This is a genomic window from Herbaspirillum sp. WTB6, from assembly GCF_057457785.1.
The window spans coordinates 3136676-3160618 of sequence record NZ_CP176522.1 but is presented as its reverse complement, the minus strand read 5'-3'; the positions used below and the strand labels follow the sequence as shown (position 1 = coordinate 3160618).

General features: G+C 62.4%; 21 protein-coding genes. 16 read left to right on the top strand and 5 right to left on the bottom strand.

Annotated features, from left to right (window positions below):
* Positions 1 to 13: 13 nt before the first annotated feature.
* From egtD to ACK2VC_RS14710, 3 genes are read right to left on the bottom strand one after another with little or no spacing between them, the layout of a single operon-like run.
* A complete protein-coding gene (gene egtD / locus ACK2VC_RS14720) occupies positions 14 to 976 on the bottom strand; it encodes an L-histidine N(alpha)-methyltransferase (RefSeq protein ID WP_486731132.1) in 963 nt (320 codons plus the stop codon).
* Positions 942 to 1508: a TlpA family protein disulfide reductase gene (locus tag ACK2VC_RS14715; RefSeq protein WP_486731131.1), complete on the bottom strand. Its 567-nt coding sequence runs from the start codon at positions 1506 to 1508 to the stop codon at positions 942 to 944. Before ACK2VC_RS14715 ends, egtD begins: the two co-directional genes overlap by 35 nt.
* Before the next feature lie 21 nt (positions 1509 to 1529).
* Positions 1530 to 2603, bottom strand: coding sequence for a transglutaminase-like domain-containing protein (locus tag ACK2VC_RS14710; RefSeq protein WP_486731130.1), 1074 nt, complete (start codon positions 2601 to 2603; stop codon positions 1530 to 1532).
* Positions 2604 to 2823: 220 nt separating this feature from the next.
* Here ACK2VC_RS14710 and ACK2VC_RS14705 point away from each other — a divergent pair, with 220 nt between their 5' ends.
* From ACK2VC_RS14705 to ACK2VC_RS14670, 8 genes are all read left to right on the top strand, one after another.
* The gene (locus ACK2VC_RS14705; RefSeq protein ID WP_486731129.1) at positions 2824 to 3531 is read left to right on the top strand and encodes an ABC transporter ATP-binding protein; all 708 of its coding nucleotides are present in this window, start codon (positions 2824 to 2826) and stop codon (positions 3529 to 3531) included.
* Positions 3528 to 6074, top strand: a complete 2547-nt coding sequence (locus tag ACK2VC_RS14700) for an ABC transporter permease (RefSeq protein ID WP_486731128.1) — start codon at positions 3528 to 3530, stop codon at positions 6072 to 6074. Before ACK2VC_RS14705 ends, ACK2VC_RS14700 begins: the two co-directional genes overlap by 4 nt.
* Positions 6074 to 7162 carry a lipocalin-like domain-containing protein gene (locus ACK2VC_RS14695; RefSeq protein WP_486731127.1) on the top strand — a complete coding sequence of 363 codons (1089 nt, stop codon included), beginning with the start codon at positions 6074 to 6076 and terminating at the stop codon, positions 7160 to 7162. Before ACK2VC_RS14700 ends, ACK2VC_RS14695 begins: the two co-directional genes overlap by 1 nt.
* A 7-nt stretch (positions 7163 to 7169) precedes the next feature.
* Positions 7170 to 8987, top strand: a complete 1818-nt coding sequence (locus ACK2VC_RS14690; protein ID WP_486731126.1) for an ABC transporter transmembrane domain-containing protein — start codon at positions 7170 to 7172, stop codon at positions 8985 to 8987.
* A gap of 451 nt (positions 8988 to 9438) precedes the next feature.
* Complete coding sequence (locus ACK2VC_RS14685) at positions 9439 to 10413, top strand: thymidylate synthase (protein ID WP_486731125.1); 975 nt, start codon at positions 9439 to 9441, stop codon at positions 10411 to 10413.
* A gap of 422 nt (positions 10414 to 10835) precedes the next feature.
* On the top strand, positions 10836 to 11030 hold the full coding sequence (locus ACK2VC_RS14680; protein ID WP_486731124.1) for a hypothetical protein: 195 nt from the start codon (positions 10836 to 10838) through the stop codon (positions 11028 to 11030).
* 103 nt (positions 11031 to 11133) lie between these two features.
* Positions 11134 to 11463: an HPF/RaiA family ribosome-associated protein gene (locus tag ACK2VC_RS14675; RefSeq protein ID WP_486731123.1), complete on the top strand. Its 330-nt coding sequence runs from the start codon at positions 11134 to 11136 to the stop codon at positions 11461 to 11463.
* On the top strand, positions 11460 to 12248 hold the full coding sequence (locus tag ACK2VC_RS14670; protein WP_486731122.1) for an RNA polymerase sigma factor: 789 nt from the start codon (positions 11460 to 11462) through the stop codon (positions 12246 to 12248). Before ACK2VC_RS14675 ends, ACK2VC_RS14670 begins: the two co-directional genes overlap by 4 nt.
* 58 nt (positions 12249 to 12306) lie before the next feature.
* On the opposite strand, the gene ACK2VC_RS14665 is transcribed toward ACK2VC_RS14670, so the two are convergent.
* Positions 12307 to 13158 carry a DUF5996 family protein gene (locus ACK2VC_RS14665; protein WP_486731121.1) on the bottom strand — a complete coding sequence of 284 codons (852 nt, stop codon included), beginning with the start codon at positions 13156 to 13158 and terminating at the stop codon, positions 12307 to 12309.
* A gap of 199 nt (positions 13159 to 13357) precedes the next feature.
* The gene (locus ACK2VC_RS14660; RefSeq protein WP_486731120.1) at positions 13358 to 13693 is read right to left on the bottom strand and encodes a DUF5335 domain-containing protein; all 336 of its coding nucleotides are present in this window, start codon (positions 13691 to 13693) and stop codon (positions 13358 to 13360) included.
* Positions 13694 to 14011: 318 nt separating this feature from the next.
* Here ACK2VC_RS14660 and ahpC point away from each other — a divergent pair, with 318 nt between their 5' ends.
* The 8 genes from ahpC to ACK2VC_RS14620 all read left to right on the top strand — a co-directional run bounded on the left by ahpC (position 14012) and on the right by ACK2VC_RS14620 (position 23765).
* Complete coding sequence (ahpC, locus tag ACK2VC_RS14655) at positions 14012 to 14575, top strand: alkyl hydroperoxide reductase subunit C (RefSeq protein ID WP_486731119.1); 564 nt, start codon at positions 14012 to 14014, stop codon at positions 14573 to 14575.
* Between the two features lie 135 nt (positions 14576 to 14710).
* On the top strand, positions 14711 to 16306 hold the full coding sequence (gene ahpF, locus ACK2VC_RS14650; RefSeq protein ID WP_486731118.1) for an alkyl hydroperoxide reductase subunit F: 1596 nt from the start codon (positions 14711 to 14713) through the stop codon (positions 16304 to 16306).
* Positions 16307 to 16426: 120 nt separating this feature from the next.
* Positions 16427 to 17164, top strand: coding sequence for a transporter (locus ACK2VC_RS14645; RefSeq protein ID WP_486731117.1), 738 nt, complete (start codon positions 16427 to 16429; stop codon positions 17162 to 17164).
* A 118-nt stretch (positions 17165 to 17282) separates the two neighbouring features.
* Positions 17283 to 17795 (top strand): dihydrofolate reductase, encoded by a 513-nt coding sequence (locus tag ACK2VC_RS14640; protein ID WP_486731116.1) that lies wholly within the window; start codon positions 17283 to 17285, stop codon positions 17793 to 17795.
* Between the two features lie 253 nt (positions 17796 to 18048).
* Positions 18049 to 20301, top strand: a complete 2253-nt coding sequence (locus ACK2VC_RS14635; RefSeq protein ID WP_486731115.1) for an Orn/Lys/Arg family decarboxylase — start codon at positions 18049 to 18051, stop codon at positions 20299 to 20301.
* A 397-nt stretch (positions 20302 to 20698) separates the two neighbouring features.
* Positions 20699 to 22561 (top strand): AAA family ATPase, encoded by a 1863-nt coding sequence (locus ACK2VC_RS14630; RefSeq protein WP_486731114.1) that lies wholly within the window; start codon positions 20699 to 20701, stop codon positions 22559 to 22561.
* A 240-nt stretch (positions 22562 to 22801) separates the two neighbouring features.
* A complete protein-coding gene (locus ACK2VC_RS14625) occupies positions 22802 to 23212 on the top strand; it encodes an MAPEG family protein (protein ID WP_486731113.1) in 411 nt (136 codons plus the stop codon).
* A 4-nt stretch (positions 23213 to 23216) separates the two neighbouring features.
* Positions 23217 to 23765, top strand: coding sequence for a BON domain-containing protein (locus ACK2VC_RS14620; RefSeq protein WP_486731112.1), 549 nt, complete (start codon positions 23217 to 23219; stop codon positions 23763 to 23765).
* The last annotated feature ends 178 nt before the right edge of the window (positions 23766 to 23943 follow it).

The window sequence follows — 23943 nt, the reverse complement described above, 5'->3', positions numbered from 1 at the left end:
CGCGCGGGCGGCGTCAAACAGCGCGCGCATGGCACACCATGAACCAGCCGTGGTCATCGGTCCAGTTGTGGATGGCACCGAAGCCGGCCTGTTCCAGCAACTCGGTAAAACCGGCCGGCGTGTACTTGTAGCTGTTTTCGGTATGAATCCGCTCACCCTCCAGGAAACGGCGCTGGCCGCCGGGCCAGCGCACGGTGAGCTCGCTACGCGCTTCCAGGTGCATTTCGACGCGATTCTGGGCGGCATTGAAAAACCCGCGATGACGCCACTCGCGCACGTCGAAATCGGCATCCAGCAAGGTGTTCAGGTGCCGCAGCAGGTTCAGGTTGAAGGCGGCGGTGACGCCCAGCGTGTCGTCGTAGGCAGCCTCCAGGGTCGCCCGATCCTTGACCAGATCGACGCCGATCAACAGTCCGCCGTCGGCTGCGCCATTCGGCTGGCAGGCGCGGCGGATGCGGCGCAGGAAAGCCAGCGCCTGCGGCGGCGAAAAATTGCCGATCGACGAGCCCGGATAAAAGAACAGGCGCCGCTCCTCGCGCACTGCGGACGGCAACTCGAGGCTGCCGGAAAAATCCAGGCCGATGCCGGCCATCGCAATCGCCGGAAAGCGCTGCTGCAAGCGGGCCAGCGCCTCCCGCAAGAAATCGGCGGAGATGTCGAGCGCAACATATTGTTGCGGTTGCAAGACCGGGAACAGCCGCGCCGCCTTGGCGCAATTGCCGGCGCCGAGGTCGATCAGGGTCGCGCCGGGGCCGTTACACTGCGCGATCTGCTGCGCGTAGCGGTCGAAAATCGCGGCTTCGGTACGGGTCGGGTAGTACTCGGGCAGCGCGCAGATCGCTTCGAACAGGCGCGAGCCGAGCGTGTCGTAAAAATACTTCGGCGCAACATAAGCCGTGGCGGCCGTCAGTCCGGCCACCAGTTCATCCCGCACGGCTTCGTTATTTTCTTGCGCCTGTTGAATGAATTCTGCCAATGGCGGTGGTCCTGTCCAGTAGTTCGAGAATCGGCGCCTGCAAGCCGGCGTCATTCCAATCCGCTTCACCCACTAACTGATAACGCATCAAACCATTTTGATCGATCAGAAAACTGGAAGGCAAAACCCGTACCCGCCACGCCTTCATCACCGCCGATTCCGCATCGCGCACGATCATGAAATCGACCGGGACCGCGTCCAGGAATTGCTGGATGCGCGCCCGCCCTTCGCCGATATTGACTGCCAGAACCTTGAACCGACGACCCCCCAGGCGCTCCTGCAGTTGATTCAGCGAAGGCATTTCGTTGCGGCAAGGCACGCACCAAGTCGCCCAGAAATTAACCAGCACCACGCTACCCTTCAACGCCGCCAAGTCGACCTCGCCGCCCTTCAGGTCGGTCAGCACCAAGGCCGGCGCAGTCTGTCCACCGGCCCCCGAATATGCCTTCCAGTCGCCGGCGCGAGCGGCGCCCGAACATACAGCGACCAGGAGCCCTGCCAATACGAGCAAGCTGAAATGCGACGATTTCATGCTGGCCGCCGGCGCATCGAACTAGGCAGTGGTTTCGTTCACCGTGATCCGGTATTTGAAGTTGCCGGGATCGAGGCTATCGAGACGGGTCATCTTGTTTTGCTCCAGTGCTTCGGCCTGCGGGTACATGAAAAATCCGATCCTGCTCTTTGTGCTGCCCGGCAATTGCACGTCGTGCGCGTAGTTGAGCGCCAGCCAGTTCATTTCCCACGAGCCGAACAGGCGCTTGCGCGCGGCTTCCACCTTGGCATCGTTCAGCGGCAAGCCGCCGTTTTCTTCCAGCACCACCTTGCGCACGTCGGCCGGATCGACCGGCACCCAGCCGTAGCCGGTCAAATAGAATTCGGCGCGGCAATGCTGCGCCTTGGTAATGTCGCCGGCTTTGCCGAGCGACTTGTAGCCGAGACGCGAATCCGCCACCCGGATGCCGTACACGTCGCGCGCCGGCAGTCCGGCGGCGCGCGCCAGGCCGACGAACAGCGCATTCAGATCGGCGCACTTGCCGCCCAGGTTGGCGCTCTCCAGCATGGCCTTGATGTCGCCGACGCCGCAGCCGCGCACCTTGCCGTCGCGGAAAGTGTTGTCGACGATCCATTCGTAGATCGCGCGCCCTTTCTCCAGGTCGGTTTTGGCGCCGTTCGTGATTTCCAGCGCGGTCTTGGCAACGATGCCGTCGGTCGGCAGCAGCTCAGTAGCCGCCAGGTATTGTTTGCGCTCGGCCGCGCTCAGTTGCACGGCGGACGGCGCTGCGGACAGATCAACCGCGCGGTCGCGGGTGGCAAAGCGCGAACTCAGCTCGACCACCGGCTTGTTACCGCCCTTGAATTCGGCCACCAGGATGCCGGCGCCGTATTTCGGGTCGCGCACGATCTGGGTGACAGCGCCGTCAGCCTTGAACGAAGTTGCCAGCAGTCTCTGGTAATCGGACTCGACACTCGGCACCGGCAACCAGACCGTGGCGGGGGCGCCGGCGTCCAGTTCGACGCGCGTCGTGACTTCAAAGGTACGCCACTTTTCCTCGGCGGCAAAACTGAACGGCGCCATCGTGGCAGCCGAAAAGGCCGCGCCGGTTTTCAAAAACGAACGACGATCCATATTTTTTATCCACATATTTTGGGTTGCAATCGGATCCGGCCGCCGCCGCTTTTTCAATCCTGCAACGCCGCCCGACATCCACTAAACTAGCGAAGTTTATCGCATCCGATCCGCGCTCGCTGCCCGCTTTACCACGCTGCAAGCCGTGCATTGCCACCAGCCGCCCCTGCGCACGAGGCTCGCGGCGAGCACGGTTTTTCCCCTACAGGCGGCCCGCCACATGCAGAACAGCCCTCCGTCCGATCCCGCAGTTCCGGCCCTGGCACTGGAATGCCGCGCCATCCGCAAGTCGTACGGCAGCCGCCGCGTCGTCTTCGACGGCCTCGATTTCGCGCTGCGGGCCGGCGAGTATGTCGCCATCATGGGCGATTCCGGCGTCGGCAAATCGACCTTGCTGAATCTCATTGCCGGTCTTGACCACGCCGACGGCGGCGAGATCCTGATCGCCGGCCAGCCGATGTCGGCGCTGGATGACGACGCCGCCACACTGCTGCGGCGCGAGCGCATCGGCTTCGTGTTCCAGGCGTTTCACGTGTTGCCGCATCTGACGCTCCAGCAGAACGTGGCCTTGCCCCTGCTGCTGAATAGCCAGCCGTTGCCGCGTGCCGCGCAGATGCTGGCGGCGGTCGGCCTGCAGGATCGCGCCGACGATTTTCCGCGCCAGTTGTCGGGCGGCGAAATGCAGCGTGTGGCGATCGCGCGGGCGCTGGCGCACCGGCCGAAGCTGGTGCTGGCCGACGAGCCGACCGGCAACCTCGACCCCGATACCGCGCACGGCGTGCTGCAATTGCTGCGCGCCGAAATCAAGGCCAACGGCGCCTCGGCGATCCTGGTCACCCATTCGCCGGCGGCGGCCGCGACCGCCGACCGCATCCTGATCCTTTCACGCGACGGCCTGCAGCCGGCAGCGTCGCCACGCCGCGCATGAGCCACCCCCTTGCCGCGCGCTGGCGGACCAGCGGCTGGCTGCTGGCCGGCGAATGGCGCCTGCACCCGATGCGCGCGCTGGTGGCGATCGCCGCGATCGCGATCGGCGTCGCGCTCGGCTTCGCGATCCACCTGATTAACGCCGCCGCCTTCGACGAGTTTTCCGCCGCAGTCAAGAGCCTGTCGGGCCAGTCCGACCTGCAGGTGCGCGCGGCCGAGCCGACTTTCGACGAAGCGCTGTATCCCCTGCTGGCGCAGCGCGCCGGCGTCGCTCTCGCCAGCCCGGTGCTGGAAGTGGAGGCGCTCCTGCCCGGCCAGAAGACGCCGCTGACCATTCTCGGCATCGACGTCTTTCGTGCCGCGCAGGTGACGCCCGACCTGCTCGGCGTGGCCGCCGACGGCGCGCGTTTCGACATGCTGGCGGACGATGCGATTTTCCTGTCGCCGGCGGCGATGACCTGGCTAGCCGTGCAGCCGGGCGCATCAGTGATACTGCGCACCGGCAGCGGCAACCTCACACTGCGGGTGGCCGGCGGCCTGCGGCGCGCGCGCGCCGGCCAGCGCCTGGCGGTGATGGACATCGGCGCGCTGCAATGGCGCTTCGGCCGCCTCGGCCAGTTGTCGCGCATCTACCTGAAGCTGGCCGAGGGCGTCAATCGCGAGGCCTTCAAGAGTGATCTAAAGCGGGAATTCGACGGCCGCCTGCTCGCGCTGCAGACCGAGGAGCAGGAAGCGCGCAGCGCCAACATGTCGCGTGCCTACCGCGTCAACCTGAACGTGCTGGCGCTGGTGGCGCTGTTTACCGGCGCCTTCCTGGTGTTCTCCAGCCAGGCGCTGGCGGTGCTGCGGCGCCGCTCGCAATTCGCGCTGTTGCGGGTGCTCGGCCTGTCGCGCCGGCAATTGCTGGCGCAAGTGCTGCTGGAAGGCGCCGTGCTGGGCATCCTCGGCGCCGGCCTCGGTCTGGCGGGCGGCTATGGGGCGGCGGCGGCGGCGCTGCATTTTTTCGGCGGCGACCTCGGTGGCGGCTACTTTGCCGGCGTGCGGCCGGGCTTGTCGCTGCAGCCGCTGGCGGCCGCCGTGTTCCTGCTGCTGGGGCTGGCGGTGGCGCTGTTGGGCAGCGCGGCGCCGGCGTGGGAGGCGGCGCGCGCGCGGCCGGCGTCGGCGCTGAAAGCGGGCAGCGAAGACAGCGCGCTGTCGCGCCTGGCGACGCCGTGGCCGGCGCTCTCGCTGCTGGCGCTGGGAGCGCTCTGCACCCGTCTGCCGCCGCTGTGGAATCTGCCGCTATTCGGCTATCTGGCGGTGGCCTTGCTGTTGATCGGCGCCATCGCGCTGATGCCGCGCTGCGCGGCCTGGCTGTTCGGCGCGCTGGCACGGCTGCTGGCCGCCAGTGCGGCGGCGCGGCACGAAGGCAGCCGCACGGTGGCGACGCTGGCGCTGGCGCGGCTGGCCAACGCACCCAACCAGGCGGCGGTGGCGCTGGGCGGCGTCCTGTCCAGCTTTTCCCTGATGGTGGCGATGGCGATCATGGTGTCCAGCTTCCGCGTTTCGGTCGACGACTGGCTGACGCATATCCTGCCGGCCGACCTGTACCTGCGTTCGGGCGCCGTGCTGCAACCGGCGCAGCAGCAGGCGATCGCCGCCACACCGGGCCTGCTGCGAGCCGATTTCCTGCGCGCGCTGCCGCTGCTGCTGGACCCGGCGCGGCCGCCGGTGATGCTGATCGCACGCCCGATCGACGCCACCGCGCCGGAGCGCATCCTGCCGATCGTCGGCCAACCCTTGGCGCCGGAATGGCTGGACGGCACCCCGGTCTGGGTCTCGGAAGCGATGGTCGACCTGTACCGCGCGACGCCCGGCAGCCGCCTGCACCTGCAGTTGGGCGGAGCGTCGCACGAGTTGACGGTGGCCGGCGTCTGGCGCGACTATGCGCGCCAATCCGGCGCGATCCAGTTACGGCTGGACGATTACCGCCGCCTGAGCGGCGACGCCGCCGTCAACGACGCCGCGCTGTGGCTGGCGCCCGGCGCCGATTCCGCGCAAGTGATCGCGGCCTTGCGCAAGCTGCCGTTCGGAAGCGCGCTGGAATTTTCCGAACCGGGGCAGATCCGCGCCACCAGCCTGAAGATTTTCGACCGCAGCTTCGCGGTCACCTATCTGCTGGAAGCGGTGGCGATCGCCATCGGGCTGTTCGGCGTCGGCGCCACGGTGTCGGCGCAGACCCTGGCGCGCGCCAAGGAGTTCGGCATGCTGCGCCATATCGGCGTCACACGGCGCCAGGTCCTGAGCCTGCTGGCGGCGGAAGGCGGCTTGCTGACCGCGCTCGGCATCCTGGCCGGCTTTCTGCTCGGCTGGTGCATTAGCCTGATCCTGGTGTTCATCGTCAACCCGCAATCGTTCCACTGGAGCATGCAGTTGCACATGCCGTGGGCCTTGCTGGCGGCGGTGGCGGCGATCCTGCTGGCGTGCGCGACCTTGACGGCATTATTGGCGGGCCGGCAGGCGGTGGCGGGCAGCGCGATTCGCGCGGTGCGGGAGGATTGGTAATGCTGATTTCACGACGCTTCTGGCGCCAGGCTGTCGGCTGGCTGATCGGCGCGCTGAGCGCACTGGCGCTGGCGGCACCGCCGCAATTCGCGCCGGTGCTGCCCAACCAGCCGCTGGCATTTCCGCGCGACTTCGGCGCCCATCCGGAATTTCGCACCGAATGGTGGTACGCCACCGGCTGGCTGCAGACGGCGGACGGCAAGCCGCTCGGCTTCCAGCTCACCTTCTTCCGTTCCGCCACTGAACAGGACACCGCCAATCCGAGCCGCTTCGCGCCGAAACAACTGATCATCGCCCACGCCGCGCTGTCCGATCCCGCTGCCGGGCGCCTGCTGCACGGCCAGAAAAGCGCGCGCGAAGGCTTCGGCCTGGCCTACGCCAAGACCGGCGACACCGATGTCAAGCTGGACGACTGGCGCCTGCTGCGCGCCGCCGACGGCCGCTATCGCGCCACGCTGCGCACCGCCGATTTCACGCTCGATTTGAGCCTGACGCCGACCCAGGCGCCGATGCTGCAAGGCGAGCGCGGCTATTCGCGCAAGGGGCCGCGCCCGGAACAGGCCAGCTATTACTACAGCGAGCCGCAACTGCGGGTCAGCGGGCAGGTCACGCGCGCCGGCAAGCCGGTGGTGGTGACCGGCACCGCCTGGCTCGATCACGAATGGTCGACCAGTGTGCTGGATGCGGCAGCCAGCGGCTGGGACTGGGCCGGCATCAACCTGGCCGACGGCGGCGCGCTGATGGCGTTCCAGATCCGCGACCTGAGCGGCGCCAAATTATGGGCGCACGCGGCGCTGCGTGACGCCGCAGGGCATACTACGGCCTTCGGTCCGGACGAGGTCGAGTTCCAGCCGCAGCGGCGCTGGCGCTCGCCGCATACCGGGGCCAGCTACCCGGTGGCGACCGCGATCCGTACCGGCACCACAACCTGGCACCTGACCCCGCTGCAGGACGATTCCGAACTGGATTCGCGGCAATCGACCGGTGCCGTCTATTGGGAAGGGGCGGTCGAGGTCAGCCGCGACGGCCGGCGCGTCGGCCACGGCTACCTGGAACTGACTGGTTACCTGAAGGCACTCAAACTATGAGAATCCAATGAGCAATCCGAATCCGCGCGAATTACAAAAAGGCAGCCTGGCGCTACTGGCCGGCCTGCTGGCATTTCTCAAACCTTACAAACGGGAATTCCTGCTGGCCGGGCTGGCGCTGATCGTCGCCGCCGGCGCCACGCTGGCAATCCCGTATGCGTTCCGGCAAATGATCGACCTCGGGTTCGGCCACGGCGGCAGCGGTGGCAAAGGCATCGACGGCAGCCACATCGACCTGTATTTCATCGCCCTGTTCGGCGTCGCCTGCGTGCTGGGGGTGGCCACCGCCGCCCGCTTCTACATGGTGTCCTGGCTGGGCGAGCGGGTCACGGCCGACATCCGCAGCGCGGTGTACGCGCACGTGGTCACGCAAAGCCCGCAGTTTTTCGAAACCACCCAGACCGGCGAGGTGCTGTCGCGCCTGACCACCGACACCACGCTGATCCAGACGCTGGTCGGCACCAGCATTTCGATGGCCTTGCGCAACGCGCTGCTGTTCATCGGCGGCATGGCGATGCTGTTCGTCACCAGCATTAAATTGTCCTCGATCATCCTGGTGATGCTGGCGCTGGTGGTACTGCCGATCGTCTGGTTCGGGCGCCGCGTGCGGCGCCTGTCGCGCGATTCGCAGGACCGCGTGGCCGACGCCTCGGCGCTGGCCGGCGAAATTTTGAACGCGATGCCGACCGTGCAGGCCTTCACCCACGAAATGCTGGAGGCGCAGCGCTTTTCGACCAGCGTCGAGCGTGCCTTCGGCAGCGCCACCCAGCGCAACAAGGCGCGCGCGCTCCTGACCGCGATGGCGATCCTGCTGGTGTTCGGCGCCATCGTATTCGTGCTGTGGCTGGGCGCGCACGCGGTGATCGAAGGCAGGATGAGCGGCGGCGAACTGGGCCAGTTCATCCTGTACGCGGCAATCGTGGCCGGCTCGATCGGCGCGCTGTCGGAAGTGCTGGGCGACGCCCAGCGCGCCGCCGGCGCCACCGAGCGCCTGCTGGAAATGCTGGCGGTGCGCTCGCCGATCGCCTCGCCGGCGGTGCCGCAAGCGTTGCCGACGCAGCATGGGTCAACTACCGAAAACGGCGCCGCCCTCAGCCTGGAGCACATCCGCTTCCACTACCCGTCGCGCCCCGATACGGCGGCATTGGTCGACCTGTCGCTGGAGATCGCGCCGGGCCAGACCGTGGCCGTGGTCGGCCCCTCGGGCGCCGGCAAGACCACGCTGTTCCAGTTGCTGCTGCGCTTTTACGATCCGCAGCAGGGCACCATCCGACTCGACGGCGTCGATATCCGCCAGCTCGATTTACACACCCTGCGCAATACGATCGGCATCGTGCCGCAAGACACCGTGATTTTTTCCGCGAATGCGATAGAAAACATCCGCTACGGCCGCGTCGGCGCGACCGACGCCGAAGTGATCGCAGCGGCCAAAATGGCGGCCGCGCACGAATTCATCGAGCGCCTGCCGGAAGGCTACCAATCCTTCCTCGGCGAACGCGGCGTGCGGCTGTCGGGCGGCCAGCGCCAGCGCATCGCGATCGCGCGCGCCTTGCTGAAAAACCCGCCGCTGCTGCTGCTGGACGAAGCCACCAGCGCGCTCGACGCCGAATCCGAACGGCTGGTGCAAGGCGCACTGGAAGCGGCGATGGTCGGCCGCACCACGCTGGTGATCGCGCACCGGCTGGCGACGGTGCAGCGCGCCGACCGCATCCTTGTGTTGGAACATGGGCGGCTGGTGGAAAGCGGAACACATGCCTCGCTAGTGGCCCAAGGCGGCCTGTACGCCAGCCTGGCCGCATTACAATTCAACCTCGGTGTGGATTGATGCGCGAGACCAGGGCGGTTCATTGTTTCAGCCACGGCCTAGCCTACCGGTGTTTTTGAAGTTGCTGTTGCTGTTGACCTGCCCCCGCTTGGGACGCTGCCGCTGCTGCGGTGCCGAAATCGGATCAGAAACGAAACATGTCCGAGCGCAGCGAGTTGGTTTCGTTTCCCGATTTTGGCGGTGCGGCGGCGGGAAGCCGCAGGCCAGCGTCCTTGCGGTCGCCTTTCTTTGCTTACTTTCTTTGGCGAGACAAAGAAAGTAAGTGGCCGCCGGGCCACCCCCGGCTTGTCCCCACGAAGTGGCAAACGTTTTAATTGGCGAAATACGACACTGGGTCCCGCTTGATACATGTGGGAACGTCAGAGATACCACCAGTATTTTTAAAACCATTGAAAAACAGGACGGGAACTGTCATGTTTTTCTGCATACTCCCATATCAACGGAGAAATGAATGAAGCAATACCTCGACCTGGTACGCACCGTGCTCGAATCCGGCAACTGGCAGGAAAACCGCACCGGCACCCGCACCATCAGCCTGCCGGGCGCAATGCTGCGCTTCGACCTGAAGAACGACGGCTTCCCGGCGGTCACCACCAAGAAGCTGGCCTTCAAGTCGGCCATCGGCGAACTGTGCGGCTTTTTGCGCGCCACGCGCAGCGCCGCCGATTTCCGCGCGCTGGGCTGCAAGGTGTGGGATCAGAACGCCAACGAAAACGCCGAATGGCTGGCCAATCCGTATCGCCAGGGGCCGGATGACCTGGGCCCGGTGTACGGCGTGCAATGGCGCGCCTGGCCGGCCTACAAGTTGCTCGACGCCGATCAGGCAGCGCAGATCGCGGATGCGCAGGAACGCGGCTTCCGGCTGGTGTCCGCATTGCAGGATGGCGGCAAGGACAAGGTCTTGCTGTACAAGGCGATCGACCAGTTGCGCACCTGCCTCGACACCATCATCCACAATCCGGGCAGCCGCCGCATCCTATTCCACGGCTGGAACTGCGCCGAGCTGGACGCGATCGCACTGCCGGCCTGCCATCTGCTGTACCAGTTCCTGCCGAACGCGGCCACCAGGGAAATCTCGCTGTGCCTGTACATCCGCAGCAACGACATCGGCCTCGGCACGCCGTTCAACCTGGTCGAAGGCGCGGCGCTGCTGCATCTGGTCGGGCGCCTGACCGGCTACACGCCGCGCTGGTTTACCTACTTCGTCGGCGACGCCCACATCTACGAAAACCATCTGCCCATGCTGCGGGAGCAATTGACGCGCGAACCCTATCCAGCGCCGACGCTGCTGCTGTCGGACCGGATTCCCGACTATGCCCAAACCGGCCTGTATCAGCCCGAGTGGCTGCAGCAGGTCGAGCCGGGCGATTTCGCGCTGGACGGCTACCAACACCATGCGCCACTGACGGCGCCGATGGCGGTTTGACGTAACCGAGGCGGGGCGCTTTCGTTGCGGCATCATCAGCTGCCGCAGTTCTCGCCGCGCAGCGCCAATTGCTGTCCTTCAGCCATGGAAATCGGCGTCCGGCACGATACGGTACCGCGCCTTCCCTGCACGCAAATGCTCCATGGCCTGATTGAGCCGGCTCATCGGAAAATGCTCGGCCCCGGGGGCAACCTGCTGGCGTGCGGCAAACTGCAGCAGAGGTGATGCTCGCCGCGAAATCCGAACGACGGGCACCGCAATAGTCGACTTCGATTTCGACGTGACCGCGTCCAGAGGCCCGGCATCATACGCGTAACTTTCTACCCGTCCGCCGGCGGTCTTCGCGGCTCAGGCCCGAATGGCATACACGGCGCCCCCTTTGGGCAATTCAGATCGGACGCCGCACGGCCGGCAATACAAGAATGCAAACTCTCGATGCGGCGCCGAAATCTACGCCGGAAAATCTGCTCTGGAAACGGCGAAAAACCCTGGTTGTTCCGCTCCTGCTTGCTATATTGAAAATGAAAACGGAGTTCTCTTGGTTCCGGAACCGCTGCTTTGGCCCCGACGCTGCCCCCAAATGCCTGACCGGCAACAAGATTTGTCCTGACCATTGAACCAGAGCAAAGGCAGTAGTGGCAGCCGTCGCGCCGCCTTACCGCGGCACCAACCAGCTCGATATTTCAGCTCAACATGTTGGCGCCTATCGCCGGAGGCAATATGAAAATACTGATCAGCTCCCACGACATCCAGAAGCCTGCCCACCCCGAACTGGAGCACATGGTCGATAAACTGGCCAAGAGCCATATCGCGCTGCATCTGTCGAAATTTTCCCCGGACGCGATACAACTGCATGTGCGTCTGGAAAAAAACCCGCATCTGGCGCGCTATCAGGTCAAACTCCAGCTCGGCATGCCAGGCGCAAACCTGGAAAGCGCGGACGAATCGGATCAGATAACGGCAGCGCTACACAAGTCGTTTGCGGAACTGGAGCGGCAACTCGAGCGGCAGCTTGCCCAGGTACGGCGCGAAGCGGGAGGAGCGCCATGAAACGACCCGTGGTTTTGTCGCGGCTTGAGAGCGCGATCGGGAGTTCACCGGCCGCGCAGTCCGAGGCCTACGGCAATCTGGTGCGGCCGCTGCTGCCGCAACTGGAGCGCTTCGTGAAGCAGGAGTTTTCCTACCTCTGGGCGCGGGGGGACTTGACGGCGGACTACCCGGCCGCGCAAGACGTCGTGGACGAAGCGCTGGCGCGCGCTTACCAGCAACTGGGTCAGCGCCCCCGGCAGGCGGAACCGCTGCATTGGCTGTATCGGATTGCGCACGAGGTACTGGCGGAGATAGTCAGGCGCCGGCAGACCGAGGACGAGCGATTTCTCTCGCTGGATGCCAGGCCGCCGGTGACGCCGGATGAAACCATCGACGAGCGGGACGAGGCCAGGTATGAGTACTGGCAACCGGACGACACGCTGAAGCTGGAGGATCTGGTGCCGATTTCAGACACCACGCCCGAGACCACGGCAAGCGAACATGAAATGCGCAGGCATCTGCGCGCCGCCCTTGCCCACCTGCCGAGCACATGGCGCCGGGCGGTATGGCTGACCCAGGCTGAAGGGATGCCGCTTGGCGCGGTGGCGGCGACGCTCGGCGCCAGCGCAGAAGACGTACAGCGCTGGGTCCAGCATGCCGACGCATTCTTGCGGGCCAGGCTCGGGGAAGTGGATCTGCGCCCCGTCGAGCCGGGACAGATTCCGGCCTACTTCGCGCCGCTGCCTGCGGCATCAGCGCCGGAACTGGCTCAGGTATTCGACCAAATCACAGGAAACGGGAAATAGCCAATATTCTTGCAGCGCTCGCTCACCAAATGGCCACCGCGCTCGATCATCCTTGCCGTCATGACCATTCGCTGCCCGGCCGCTCAAGGGCAGCGCGGTCCCACTGGGCCAAAGTGGCGGCGGCATCATAGGTCGTTTGGAAGAACTGCAGCAGCGCCTCATCGGGAGCGGCAGCGCGGCGCACAGCCTCGTACGGAAAAATGAACTCCTGCACTTCGGGGCTGTAGCGCGCGCCCTCGGGAAGTCCTGGATACTCGGCGTAACCGACGGGCGCTGGATACGCATAGGCATAGAACGCCGGCTCGGCGATGGCGCCACCGCCCGGCCAGAAACCGCAGCTGCTGCATTCGTGAGAATAGGCTTCGACCATCACATAATCCGGGCAATGCGGTGCGCCGCCCGGATGGATGGGCGCGCGCCGTCCCGAGAAGCGGGTCGTTGCGAGGTCGAAGCTGCCCCAGAAAAAATGCACGGGGCTGGCCTTTCCGAGAAAGCGGCCGCGAAATCGCTTCAGCACCCGGTCCGCCTGCAGCAGGATCTGCCAGTAGCGGTGCGCGGCATCCGCATCGTACGCGGCATGCTGGCGGTCTTGCGCGAAGGGGATTGCGGTCACGACCTCGACCGGTGTCGGTTGCAGCGTCAGCTCGAAGCCAAGCGAGCGCAACGCCGCAAGATATGCCGCGTAAAAGTCCGCCACCGGGAGCGGCGCCAATCCAAACTGATGCGTCGCGCCGTCGCTGGCGCGCAGCGCGAGGGCATGGTCGATGAAATCGAAATCGACCGTAAACGCCCGCTCGCCGTACGGCATTGGCGAAGTCGTGAGGCCGCGCGCGGTCAGGTAGAACACCACCTGCCACCAATGATTTTCCATCGGCGCAAGCGCCAGCCGCGTCTTGCCGACGATTTGCATCCACATGTGCAGCGTCGCATAGGTGTCCGCCCACTCGGACAGAGGAAGCGGCGGCCACGCCGAATTTTCCTGTGCGCTCATCGCTCCTCCAGAATGGCATTCAGTGCATGCCGCTCACGGCAAATGGGCACGCCCTCCGCCGGCGGCACCTGCGATGGATACTCTTTTTTCCTGGCACAAGAGGCGATCCGCGTCGAGGTCAAGGCGCCGCCAGCATCAACGGATCGCGCAACTTGATGATGTGCCGGACATCGTCGCCATCGACCACCTCCAGGCTTCTCAATTCGGTCGCCAGTTGCTCGACGTACAGCTCACGCGGCTTGCCGATCCGATGGTCCAGCCCTTCCAGGATGACATCAAGCGTGTCGCTCTTCTGGTCGTAGGTGATGCCCAGAAGCGGCAGCCATTCCGCTTCGATCTGGCTACCCAGCGAAAGCGCATCGACTTCGACTTCGGCCCGCTTGCCCCCCAGGGCTTTCGAGATGCGGTCGAGGTAATCATGCCAGGCGGTTTTGTCCAGTTTCGAGAAAGCCATGAATGCCTCCATCTGTCGCGGCGGCACGGCAGCGCCCTTTTTGCGACAAATACCAATGTAGGCCGACGCATCAGCATGTACAAGCGAATTGCCCCAATAGCGCGACACGATTGGATCAAGGTCAACTTGCACTGATGTGGGGGCGGCAAGGCCAAGGGGCGACGGCTCCGGATTCATCCGTAACCGGTTTAGCAGCTATAATAGCTAAAACAAATTGAATTAATGATTTTAATCAATTATACAAATCATTCGCCAGCGGCCATAATAGGTCCGTGCTCATCTTTTAACCCCCCCTTTTTTAACCCGGAGGAAAACACCATGTCTCTGATCAACACCCAAATCAAACCATTCAAAGCCACTGCTTTCCACAATGGCAAGTTCATCGACGTCAGCAATGAGACCCTGCAAGGCAAATGGTCGGTGTTCGTCTTCTATCCGGCCGACTTCACCTTCGTCTGCCCGACCGAGCTGGAAGACCTGGCCGATCACTATGCCGAATTCCAGAAGCTGGGCGTCGAGGTGTACAGCATTTCGACCGACACCCATTTCGCGCACAAGGCCTGGCACGACACCTCGGAAGCGATCAAGAAGGTGACCTACCCGATGATCGGCGATCCGACTGGCGCCATCACCCGCAACTTCGAAGTCATGATCGAGGAAGAAGGCCTGGCGCTGCGCGGCACCTTCGTCATCAATCCGGAAGGCCAGATCAAGGTGATGGAAGTGCATGACAACGGCATCGGCCGCGACGCCTCGGAACTGCTGCGCAAGGTGAAAGCGGCGCAATACGTCGCCTCCCACCCGGGTGAAGTGTGCCCGGCCAAATGGGAAGAAGGCGCGGCAACCCTGAAGCCGTCGCTCGACCTGGTCGGCAAGATCTAAGCAGCCGCACAACGCTGTGCGCCCGGCACCACCAGCCGGGCGTACAGCAGGCATCGGGTTCATCCGGTGCCCTGAACGGGCAGCGCCACAAGCGCCGCCCGCGTTCCGAACCACTGTCATGAAAGGCGAACCGTCATGTTGGACACCAACCTCAAGGCCCAGTTGAAAGCCTATCTGGAAAAGGTCGCGCAGCCGATCGAGATCGTGGCGTCGCTGGACGACAGCGCAAAATCGCGCGAATTGCAGGAATTGCTGCAGGAAATCGTATCGCTGTCGGATCGCATCACACTGACCGAGCGGCGCGACGACGCCGAGCGCAAGCCCTCTTTTGCCATCAATCGCCCCGGGACCGCGATCGGCGTACGCTTCGCCGGCATTCCGCTGGGCCACGAATTCACCTCGCTGGTGCTGGCGCTGCTGCAAGTCGGCGGCCACCCGATCAAGCTGGACGATGCGGTGATCGAACAGATCCGCAACCTGGACGGCGACTATCAGTTTGAAACCTATTTCTCGCTGTCGTGCCAGAACTGCCCGGACGTGGTGCAGGCGCTGAACACGATGGCGATCATCAACCCGCGCATCAAGCATGTCGCCATCGACGGCGCGCTATTCCAGGGCGAAGTCGAGGCGCGCAAGGTGATGTCGGTGCCGACCATGTTCCTGAATGGCGAAGTGTTCGGCCAGGGCCGCTCCGGCGTGGAGGAAATCCTCGCCAAGCTGGATGCCAATGCCGGCAGCCGCCAGGCGGAAGAATTGAACACGCGCGAGCCGTACGACGTGCTGATCGTCGGCGGCGGCCCGGCCGGCGCCGCGGCCGCCGTCTATGCGGCGCGCAAGGGCATCCGCACCGGCGTCGTGGCCGAGCGTTTCGGCGGCCAGGTGCTGGATACGATGGCGATCGAAAACTATATCTCGGTCAAGGAAACCGACGGCCCGCATTTCGCGGCGGCGCTGGAACAGCACGTGCGCGCCTACGAGGTCGACATCATGAATTTGCAGCGGGCCGAAGCACTGGTGCCAGACAAGCTGATCGAAGTCCGGCTGGCGAATGGCGCGGTGCTGAAAGGCAAGACCGTGATCCTCTCGACCGGTGCCCGCTGGCGCGAAATCAACGTGCCGGGCGAGCAGCAGTACCGCAACCGCGGCGTCGCCTACTGCCCGCACTGCGACGGCCCGCTGTACAAGGGCAAGCGGGTGGCGGTGATCGGCGGCGGCAACTCCGGCGTCGAGGCGGCGATCGACCTGGCTGGCCTGGTCAGGCACGTGACGCTGATCGAATTCGATTCGGCCTTGCGCGCCGACGCGGTGTTGCAGCGCAAGCTGCGCAGCCTGCCGAACGTGAGCATCATCACCTCGGCGCAAACCACCGAAATCCGCGGCGACGGCGACAAGGTGGTCGGCCTCGACTACAAGGATCGCCGTACCGGCGCGATCAAGCAGGTGGATCTGGAAGGCGTGTTCATCCAGATCGGCCTGGTGCCGAATACCGAATGGCTGAAAGGCACGCTGGCCTTGTCGCGCCACGGCGAAATCGAGGTCGACGCCAGAGGCCAGACTTCCTTGCCCGGCGTATTTGCCGCCGGCGACGTCACTACCGTGCCCTACAAGCAGATCGTGATTGCCGCCGGTGATGGTGCCAAGGCTGCGCTATCGGCCTTCGATTACCTGATCCGCAGCTCGGTTTCGGACGAGGAAGACGTGGTGGCGCAGGACGCGGCGCTCATTACCTGAAGCAACGGCGGCGGCCGGCCTACCTCAAACAGATGGTCGCGCCGCCGCACCTCGTCCCCAGGCACGGGCGGCAGCAGGCTACACTGGAACTTTTTCGTCGTTCGTCCGTTCATTGCCTGCATGCCTACTTCCAACAGATTTTGGGTCACGCTACTGCTTCCGTTGTGCCTGCCGCCGGCGCTGGCGGGCCATCCCTTCGTCACCGACGACACCGGAACCCAGGGACGCGGCAACCGGCAATTTGAAGCCAATACCGACTGGAGCAGGCAAGACGATACATCGCTGCACGTCGTCAATTTCACCTATAGCCATGGCGCGCTGGAGAATCTGGATCTATTCGTCAACCTGCCGGCCGCGCTGACGGCGCCGGCCGGAGCAGACGACCTGTCGGCCGGCGCCAAATGGCGTTTTTACGAAAACGACGGCAGCAGCCTGGCAATCAAGCCGGCGCTGCGTTTCGCCACCGGCGACCAGCTCCGGGGCCACGGCAGCGGACGCGCCAATCTGGCCCTGACCCTGATCGGCTCGCATTATGCGGAACCCTGGGCGCTGCATGCCAACCTGGGAGCAGCCACCAATTGGCAGGCCGCCGACTCCACCCGCGCCGGCGAGCGCAAGCTGCTCTGGCAGGCATCGGCCGCGCTCTCCTACGATGTGCACCCGCGCTGGAAGATGCTGGCCGACATTGGCCTGGCCCGCAACCCGGACCCTGCCAGCCGCATCCACCCTGCGTATTTCCTGACCGGACTGATCTACTCGCCCGGCAAGAACCTCGATCTGGACGCCGGCGCCAAATTCGGCCTGAACCGAGCCGAAGTCGACCGCCAGTTCGGGCTCGGCCTGACGTGGCGCTTCTGACCGATATGCCGCCTGCCGCACGCGGCCCAGCCATGCCCACGGCACGGCCGATGCCGCTCTGGTAATCTGGCGCGTCCGCCGTCAAACTGCACGACTCTTTTTATCCACCGCTTTCGCCATGCCATCCATTGCTCCCTTCACCATCGTCGTCGCCACCGACGCCGCGCGCGGCATCGGCGTCCGCAACACCCTGCCGTGGCGCCTGCCGGAAGACCTGGCGCACTTCAAGCGGCTCACCACCGGCCACGCCATCATCATGGGGCGCAAGACCTTCGACTCGATCGGCCGGCCGCTGCCGAACCGGCGCAACATCGTCATCACTCGCAACCCGGACTGGCGCCACGCCGGCGTCGAGTCGGCACCCTCGCTGGCGACGGCGCTGCAACTGGCCGCGGGCGAGCAGGCCTTCGTCATCGGCGGCGCCCAGATTTATGCCGAAGCGCTGCCGCAGGCAAGCCGGCTGGAGGTCACCGAAATCGGCAAGGCCTTCGAATGCGATGCGCATTTCCCGCCACTCGACGCCGATCAATGGCAGGAAACGGCGCGCGAAGCGCATTACTCGGAGGGCGCCGGCTTCGATTATGCATTCGTCACCTACCGGAGAAAGCCGTCGGCAGGAATCTCGGAGTAAGCATATACTCCCTATACGCATTGTATTTTCCGCCTGAATTTATTATGTTTTTATAACATACTCTGATTTTCAGAGAAATCTGTGGTATCCGGCAACGGCGCCGAAACAGCGTGGAAATACAGGCTTTTTTCCGCCACCATCACCCCCATATCTGCGAAAATTCGACTTTCGTTTTTTTCGGCGCGCAAGCGGATTGGCTCGTTGGCCACAGCCCAGGCGTCTCCCAAGTAATCCGGTTTGATTGGAGACCTCGATGAAATTCCGCTTCCCGATCGTCATCATCGACGAAGACTTCCGTTCCGAAAACACTTCCGGCCTGGGCATCCGCGCGCTGGCCGACGCCATGGAAAAAGAAGGTATGGAAGTGCTGGGCGTCACCAGCTACGGCGACCTGTCGCAGTTCGCGCAGCAGCAGTCGCGCGCCTCCGCCTTCATCCTGTCAATCGACGACGAGGAATTCGGCGGCGGCTCGGCCGAAGAAACCGAGCACGCGCTGAAGTCGCTGCGCGCCTTCGTCGAGGAAATCCGCTACAAGAACGCCGACATCCCGATCTACCTGTACGGCGAGACGCGCACCTCGCGCCACATCCCGAACGACATCCTGCGCGAGCTGCACGGCTTCATCCACATGTTCGAGGACACGCCGGAATTCGTCGCGCGCCACATCATCCGCGAAGCGAAGTCCTACCTGGACGGGCTGTCGCCGCCGTTCTTCCGCGCGCTGGTGCACTACGCCAACGACGGTTCGTATTCCTGGCACTGCCCGGGCCATTCGGGCGGCGTCGCGTTCCTGAAATCGCCGATCGGCCAGATGTTCCACCAGTTCTTTGGCGAAAACATGCTGCGCGCCGACGTCTGCAATGCGGTCGAGGAACTCGGCCAACTGCTCGATCACACCGGCCCGGTGGCGGCAAGCGAACGCAACGCCGCGCGCATCTTCAACGCCGACCATTGCTACTTCGTCACCAACGGCACCAGCACCAGCAACAAAATGGTGTGGCACTCGACCGTGGCGCCGGGCGACATCGTGGTGGTCGACCGCAACTGCCACAAGTCGATCCTGCACTCGATCATCATGACCGGCGCGATTCCGGTGTTCCTGATGCCGACCCGCAACCATCTCGGCATCATCGGCCCGATCCCGCTCGACGAATTCAAGATCGAAAACATCATGAAGAAGATCGAGGCCAACCCGTTCGCGCGCGAGGCGAAGAACAAGAAGCCGCGCATCCTGACCATCACGCAGTCGACCTACGACGGCGTGGTGTACAACGTCGAAACGCTAAAGGAAATGCTGGACGGCAAGATCGACACGCTGCATTTCGACGAAGCCTGGCTGCCGCACGCCACTTTCCATGAGTTCTACCGCGACATGCATGCGATCGGCAAGAACCGCCCGCGCGCCAAGGAATCGCTGATCTTTTCGACCCAATCGACGCACAAGCTGCTGGCCGGCCTGTCGCAGGCGTCACAGATCCTGGTGCGTGAGTCGGAAGCGGTCAAGCTCGACGAAGACGCGTTCAACGAGGCTTACCTGATGCACACCTCGACCTCGCCGCAATACTCGATCATCGCCTCGTGCGACGTCGCGGCGGCGATGATGGAGCCGCCCGGCGGCACCGCGCTGGTCGAGGAAAGCATCCTGGAAGCGCTCGATTTCCGCCGCGCGATGCGCAAGATCGACCAGGAATGGGGCCAGGACTGGTGGTTCCAGGTCTGGGGCCCGGACAAGCTGGCGGAAGACGGCATCGGCTCGCGCGAGGACTGGATGATCCGCGCCGAGGACGACTGGCACGGCTTCGGCAAACTCGCGCCGGGTTTCAACATGCTGGACCCGATCAAGGCCACCATCGTCACGCCCGGCCTGTCGCTGGACGGCAAGTTCGGCGACAGCGGCATCCCGGCCTCGATCGTCACCAAATACCTGGCCGAGCATGGCGTGATCGTCGAAAAATGCGGGCTGTACTCGTTCTTCATCATGTTTACCATCGGCATCACCAAGGGCCGCTGGAACACCCTGCTGACCGCGCTGCAGCAGTTCAAGGACGACTACGACAAGAACCAGCCGATCTGGCGCATCCTGCCGGAATTCGCCGCCGCCAATCCGCGCTATGAAAAGATCGGGCTGTACGACCTGTGCCTGCAGATCCACAGCTTCTACAAGTCGCGCGACATCGCACGCCTGACCACCGAGATGTATTTGTCGGACATGCAGCCGGCGATGAAGCCGTCGGATGCGTTCGCCAAGATGGCGCACCGCGAGATCGACCGCGTGCCGATCGACGAGCTGGAAGGCCGCATCACCTCGATCCTGCTGACGCCCTACCCGCCCGGCATCCCGCTCCTGATCCCGGGCGAGCGCTTCAACCAGACCATCGTCGACTACCTGAAGTTCGCGCGCGACTTCAACGAGCGCTTCCCGGGTTTTGAGACCGACGTGCACGGGCTGGTGAAGCGGGAAGTCGATGGGCGGCGCGGGTATTTTGTTGATTGCGTGCGGCAGTAGGTTGGCTTGCGGCTTCCGGCTTCCGGCGGGCACCGTAAGGCGCCGCGTCGGAACCGAGGTTGTATGGAAATGGGCACCCTTGCGGTGCCCATTTTCTTTTGTCGCGCCGCCTGCGCCGATGCGAGCTTGCGGCCTGTTATTCCGAGTCGAATTAGCGGCACTTGAATTTCGTCGAGCAGCAGGTATCGGCGTGGCCCTTGGCGCAGATGGTTTCCGGATCTATGCCGCGCCCCTATCGCAGGAGGATGGCTGACGGCGAAGCGGCCCACCACCACACAGCCTGCCCACGAAAACCCCACCGTTGTTTTTCCTGCAAGCAAGGAGTATGGTTTGTATCCGTAGGCCCCCGTGTTACTTAAACGGGGGAAATCCAAACAATTAAATTTAATGAATCTAAATGGCCGAAATACTTATAAAAGAGTTTAGAGTTCCAAAAGAAGAAGTCGAGGCTGATGAACTTCAGCCAATCGATATGGCAAGATTAAGTCAATTTGTAGCTCTAACTGGAAAAAACGGTGCCGGCAAATCTCGCATTTTAAACAAACTACTTTTCTTCATTAATGCCAGAAATAATGCATTAAGTAGTAGAAGTCAGAACAAGGAAAATCTAAAAAATCTGCGGCGAGCAATAGCTGGCAATCCTGACAATCCCCAAATTACTACGTGGAAAAACCAAATTGCGGAGATAGAGCGACAAATTCTCTTTGAAACTAGCAGGATATTTTCATCAAGGCCCGATAATGGTCTTGTCGCGATACAGTTCGTCCCTAAAGCACTGATTTTGCACGATCCACGTGATTTAACGAAAGGGCAACTGCAGCAAGCACATCACAGTACTAAGCAGCTTGGTTTTGACGGTTTTGAGAAAAAATGCTTCTCTTATATTCAAGCAATTCAGGATCAGTATTGGGAAGCTACTCATCAAAATTCAGCAATTGAAAAAACAACGAAAGATCAAGTAGTTGAAGACTACGAAAGACTAACGGGGTTAATAAAGACTTTACTGAAAACCTCAATTGCTAGGTCAGTATCCGGCGACGCAATTTTGTTCGGAAAACCATTGGCTCAATCGAACTTATCGGACGGACAAAAAATATTAATTCAATTTCTCGTGGGGATGCACGCGCAAAAATCCGATCTCGAAAATACAGTTTTTTTGATGGATGAGCCAGAAAATCATCTACACCCTGCGGCGTTAATTGAATTTTTAGATGCTTTAGCAGAAAACGCCAAAGGGGCGCAATTCTTTTTTGCAACCCATTCGATTCCCTTACTTTCATATGTATCCGCAAAGGATCCTATGTCCGTGTGGTACGTCGAGAACGGAAAGTGCAGCAATGCGGGGCGACATCCGGAAAGGGTTCTGCAAGGTCTTTTAGGGGATGATGAGCAGATTGCGTATTTGCATACGTTCACAAGTCTTCCTGCTCAATTTGCAGCGATAAACTATGCGGTAGAAAGCCTGTTACCTCCGGCGATACTTCCATTAAATCCGGATGACCCACAAATCTCGCAAATAAATAAATTAGTATGTTCCGATCCGAACGGTACAACACGCACTCTGTTAGATTTCGGCGCAGGAAAAGGGCGCTTGCTGTCTGGGCTCTATGATGCCTTAAACTCGGTGGGGCAATCGATACAAGGAAAAATTGACTATGTAGCGTTTGATGCATGGGCCGATGATAAGGAAATATGTGAATCCGCCATTTCGGAGATATATGGAGACGGATTGCAACGATATTTCGGAAGTAGAGAGGATTTTTTCTCTTGCAAATCAGAAGCAAGCATTGATATTGTCGTAATGTGTAATGTCTTACATGAAATACCTCCAAACGATTGGCTTTTAGCCTTCAATCAGGAGTCATTAATATATCGTGCATTAAATCCGGAGGGCTTTTTATTAATAGTGGAAGATCAAAGAATTCCAACCGGAGAAAAAGCTCACCAGTTTGGATTTATAGTTTTAGACACCCCGCATTTGCGCACACTTTTCTCCGTAAATGATAGTGATTGTGCGAACAAATTATTTATTTCTCATGACTACCGTGGAGATGGGCGATTAAAAGCTCACTTAATCTCAAAAACTCTCCTAGATAGATTGACTCCTCAGACACGCACAGATGCAATTAGACAAATGCGAGCAACTGCGTTAGCCCAGATTCGGAGCTTACGAACTAAGCCGCCAAGTTATATGACAGGTCAGTCACACGGCTTTTGGACACAGCAATTCGCCAATACCTCATTGTTTCTAGAACAATAAATGCGTCTTAAGATAACAGCATTGGAATAGTGAATTCCCAGTTCTCAGATTTGACCGTATTGCGGACGTGTCCTGGACTCGAACGCGCCATCCACCAGTCGTTGAAAATAGGAGTATGGTCTCCAACCATCCAACTGACGCCCGAAAAAATCGATCTATAAATGGAGTATACAAAGCTGCCACGGCAACCCTGCCGCGCAAGCCAATCTGGGCATTCCCGCCCTTTCAGGAGAAAATGCCATGACCGCTCCCTCTGCCCTGGTCTTGACCGCCCTGATCGCCTGGACACTGCTGCTCCTGCTCCTGATGGAGGTGCTGCGCGCGCGTCTGGTCGTGATTGGCAGCGTCGCCGCCAACGCCTTCGCGCCGGACAACGCCGGCCTGTCGCCCTTCATGCAACGCCTGGCGCGCGCCCACGCCAATTGCCTGGAGGGCTTGCCCATCTTCGGCGGCCTGCTGGTGGTCGCGCTCGTGACCGGCAAGGCGGGGATCACCGATCCGCTCGCGCCCTGGCTGCTCGCGGCCCGGCTCGTGCAGTCGCTGATCCATCTGGCGTCCACCAGCGTGGCGGCGGTCAACCTGCGCTTCACCGCGTTCGCGATCCAACTCGGGATTGCCGCCTACTGGTCGTACCTGCTGCTGACGCGATAGGCCGGTGCCCCGCCGCGCCACTGTGGCTGGCATTCGCCATGAAGTCCGCAGGAGCATCTGGATAAAACGCTCCCGGCATCTAGTCCCGGCAGCGCGGCGCCTGGCGTGCCGGGTACCGCTGGCGTTGGCCGCGCTGGCATTCGCCGCGCATGCGGCGGACGAACGGGCCAATTTCTTCAACGACCCGTTTCTGCAGGCGACCAATGGCATCGCCGACTGTCCGGTGCCGCCTGGCCCTGCGATCACGCGCGCCGAGATGGAGGCGCAGGCGCACTCGCGCATCGAGCGCGGCACCAGCTGCTTCCAGTCGGGCCGCTGCCGCCTGCCGAACTCCTATCTGTACGACCAGGAGATCGTCCCGCGCGTCAAGAAGGCCATCCTCGCCGATGGCCGCTTCGCCGACACCAGCGTCTGGATCGAGGGCCAGCGGCGCTCGGTGTGGCTGAAGGGTTGCGTGCGGCAGCCGCAACAGGCGAAGGATCTGGAAGAACTGGTGCGCAGCCTGGACGACGTCGAAGCGGTGATTGACCAGTTGAGCGCCAAGGCGCGCTGAACGGCACCGGTAACCGCATGGCTCTGTCGCAGTTGGGTGTTGGAATTCATGCCAATGGCAAGCAAGGTGGAGTGAAACCAGGGTCAGAGTGAGGTAACCCGACTTTCCCGGACCAAGCACAGCGGCGCCAAAACCCGCGTGATTTGGAGCCTCATTCCTGTAGGCCGTTACTGGGGTC

What these genes read in the sequence shown, in the direction of transcription:
- ACK2VC_RS14675 (WP_486731123.1), top strand. Translation starts at nt 11,134, where the DNA reads ATGAAAATACTGATCAGCTCCCACGACATCCAGAAGCCTGCCCACCCC.
- ACK2VC_RS14705 (WP_486731129.1), top strand. Translation starts at nt 2,824, where the DNA reads ATGCAGAACAGCCCTCCGTCCGATCCCGCAGTTCCGGCCCTGGCACTG.
- ACK2VC_RS14670 (WP_486731122.1), top strand. Translation starts at nt 11,460, where the DNA reads ATGAAACGACCCGTGGTTTTGTCGCGGCTTGAGAGCGCGATCGGGAGT.
- ACK2VC_RS14685 (WP_486731125.1), top strand. Translation starts at nt 9,439, where the DNA reads ATGAAGCAATACCTCGACCTGGTACGCACCGTGCTCGAATCCGGCAAC.
- ACK2VC_RS14715 (WP_486731131.1), bottom strand. Translation starts at nt 1,508, where the DNA reads ATGAAATCGTCGCATTTCAGCTTGCTCGTATTGGCAGGGCTCCTGGTC.
- ACK2VC_RS14660 (WP_486731120.1), bottom strand. Translation starts at nt 13,693, where the DNA reads ATGGCTTTCTCGAAACTGGACAAAACCGCCTGGCATGATTACCTCGAC.
- ACK2VC_RS14635 (WP_486731115.1), top strand. Translation starts at nt 18,049, where the DNA reads ATGAAATTCCGCTTCCCGATCGTCATCATCGACGAAGACTTCCGTTCC.
- ACK2VC_RS14665 (WP_486731121.1), bottom strand. Translation starts at nt 13,158, where the DNA reads ATGCAAATCGTCGGCAAGACGCGGCTGGCGCTTGCGCCGATGGAAAAT.
- ahpC (WP_486731119.1), top strand. Translation starts at nt 14,012, where the DNA reads ATGTCTCTGATCAACACCCAAATCAAACCATTCAAAGCCACTGCTTTC.
- ACK2VC_RS14630 (WP_486731114.1), top strand. Translation starts at nt 20,699, where the DNA reads ATGGCCGAAATACTTATAAAAGAGTTTAGAGTTCCAAAAGAAGAAGTC.
- ACK2VC_RS14640 (WP_486731116.1), top strand. Translation starts at nt 17,283, where the DNA reads ATGCCATCCATTGCTCCCTTCACCATCGTCGTCGCCACCGACGCCGCG.
- ACK2VC_RS14625 (WP_486731113.1), top strand. Translation starts at nt 22,802, where the DNA reads ATGACCGCTCCCTCTGCCCTGGTCTTGACCGCCCTGATCGCCTGGACA.
- ACK2VC_RS14700 (WP_486731128.1), top strand. Translation starts at nt 3,528, where the DNA reads ATGAGCCACCCCCTTGCCGCGCGCTGGCGGACCAGCGGCTGGCTGCTG.
- ahpF (WP_486731118.1), top strand. Translation starts at nt 14,711, where the DNA reads ATGTTGGACACCAACCTCAAGGCCCAGTTGAAAGCCTATCTGGAAAAG.
- ACK2VC_RS14680 (WP_486731124.1), top strand. Translation starts at nt 10,836, where the DNA reads ATGCAAACTCTCGATGCGGCGCCGAAATCTACGCCGGAAAATCTGCTC.
- ACK2VC_RS14695 (WP_486731127.1), top strand. Translation starts at nt 6,074, where the DNA reads ATGCTGATTTCACGACGCTTCTGGCGCCAGGCTGTCGGCTGGCTGATC.
- ACK2VC_RS14645 (WP_486731117.1), top strand. Translation starts at nt 16,427, where the DNA reads ATGCCTACTTCCAACAGATTTTGGGTCACGCTACTGCTTCCGTTGTGC.
- ACK2VC_RS14710 (WP_486731130.1), bottom strand. Translation starts at nt 2,603, where the DNA reads ATGGATCGTCGTTCGTTTTTGAAAACCGGCGCGGCCTTTTCGGCTGCC.
- ACK2VC_RS14690 (WP_486731126.1), top strand. Translation starts at nt 7,170, where the DNA reads ATGAGCAATCCGAATCCGCGCGAATTACAAAAAGGCAGCCTGGCGCTA.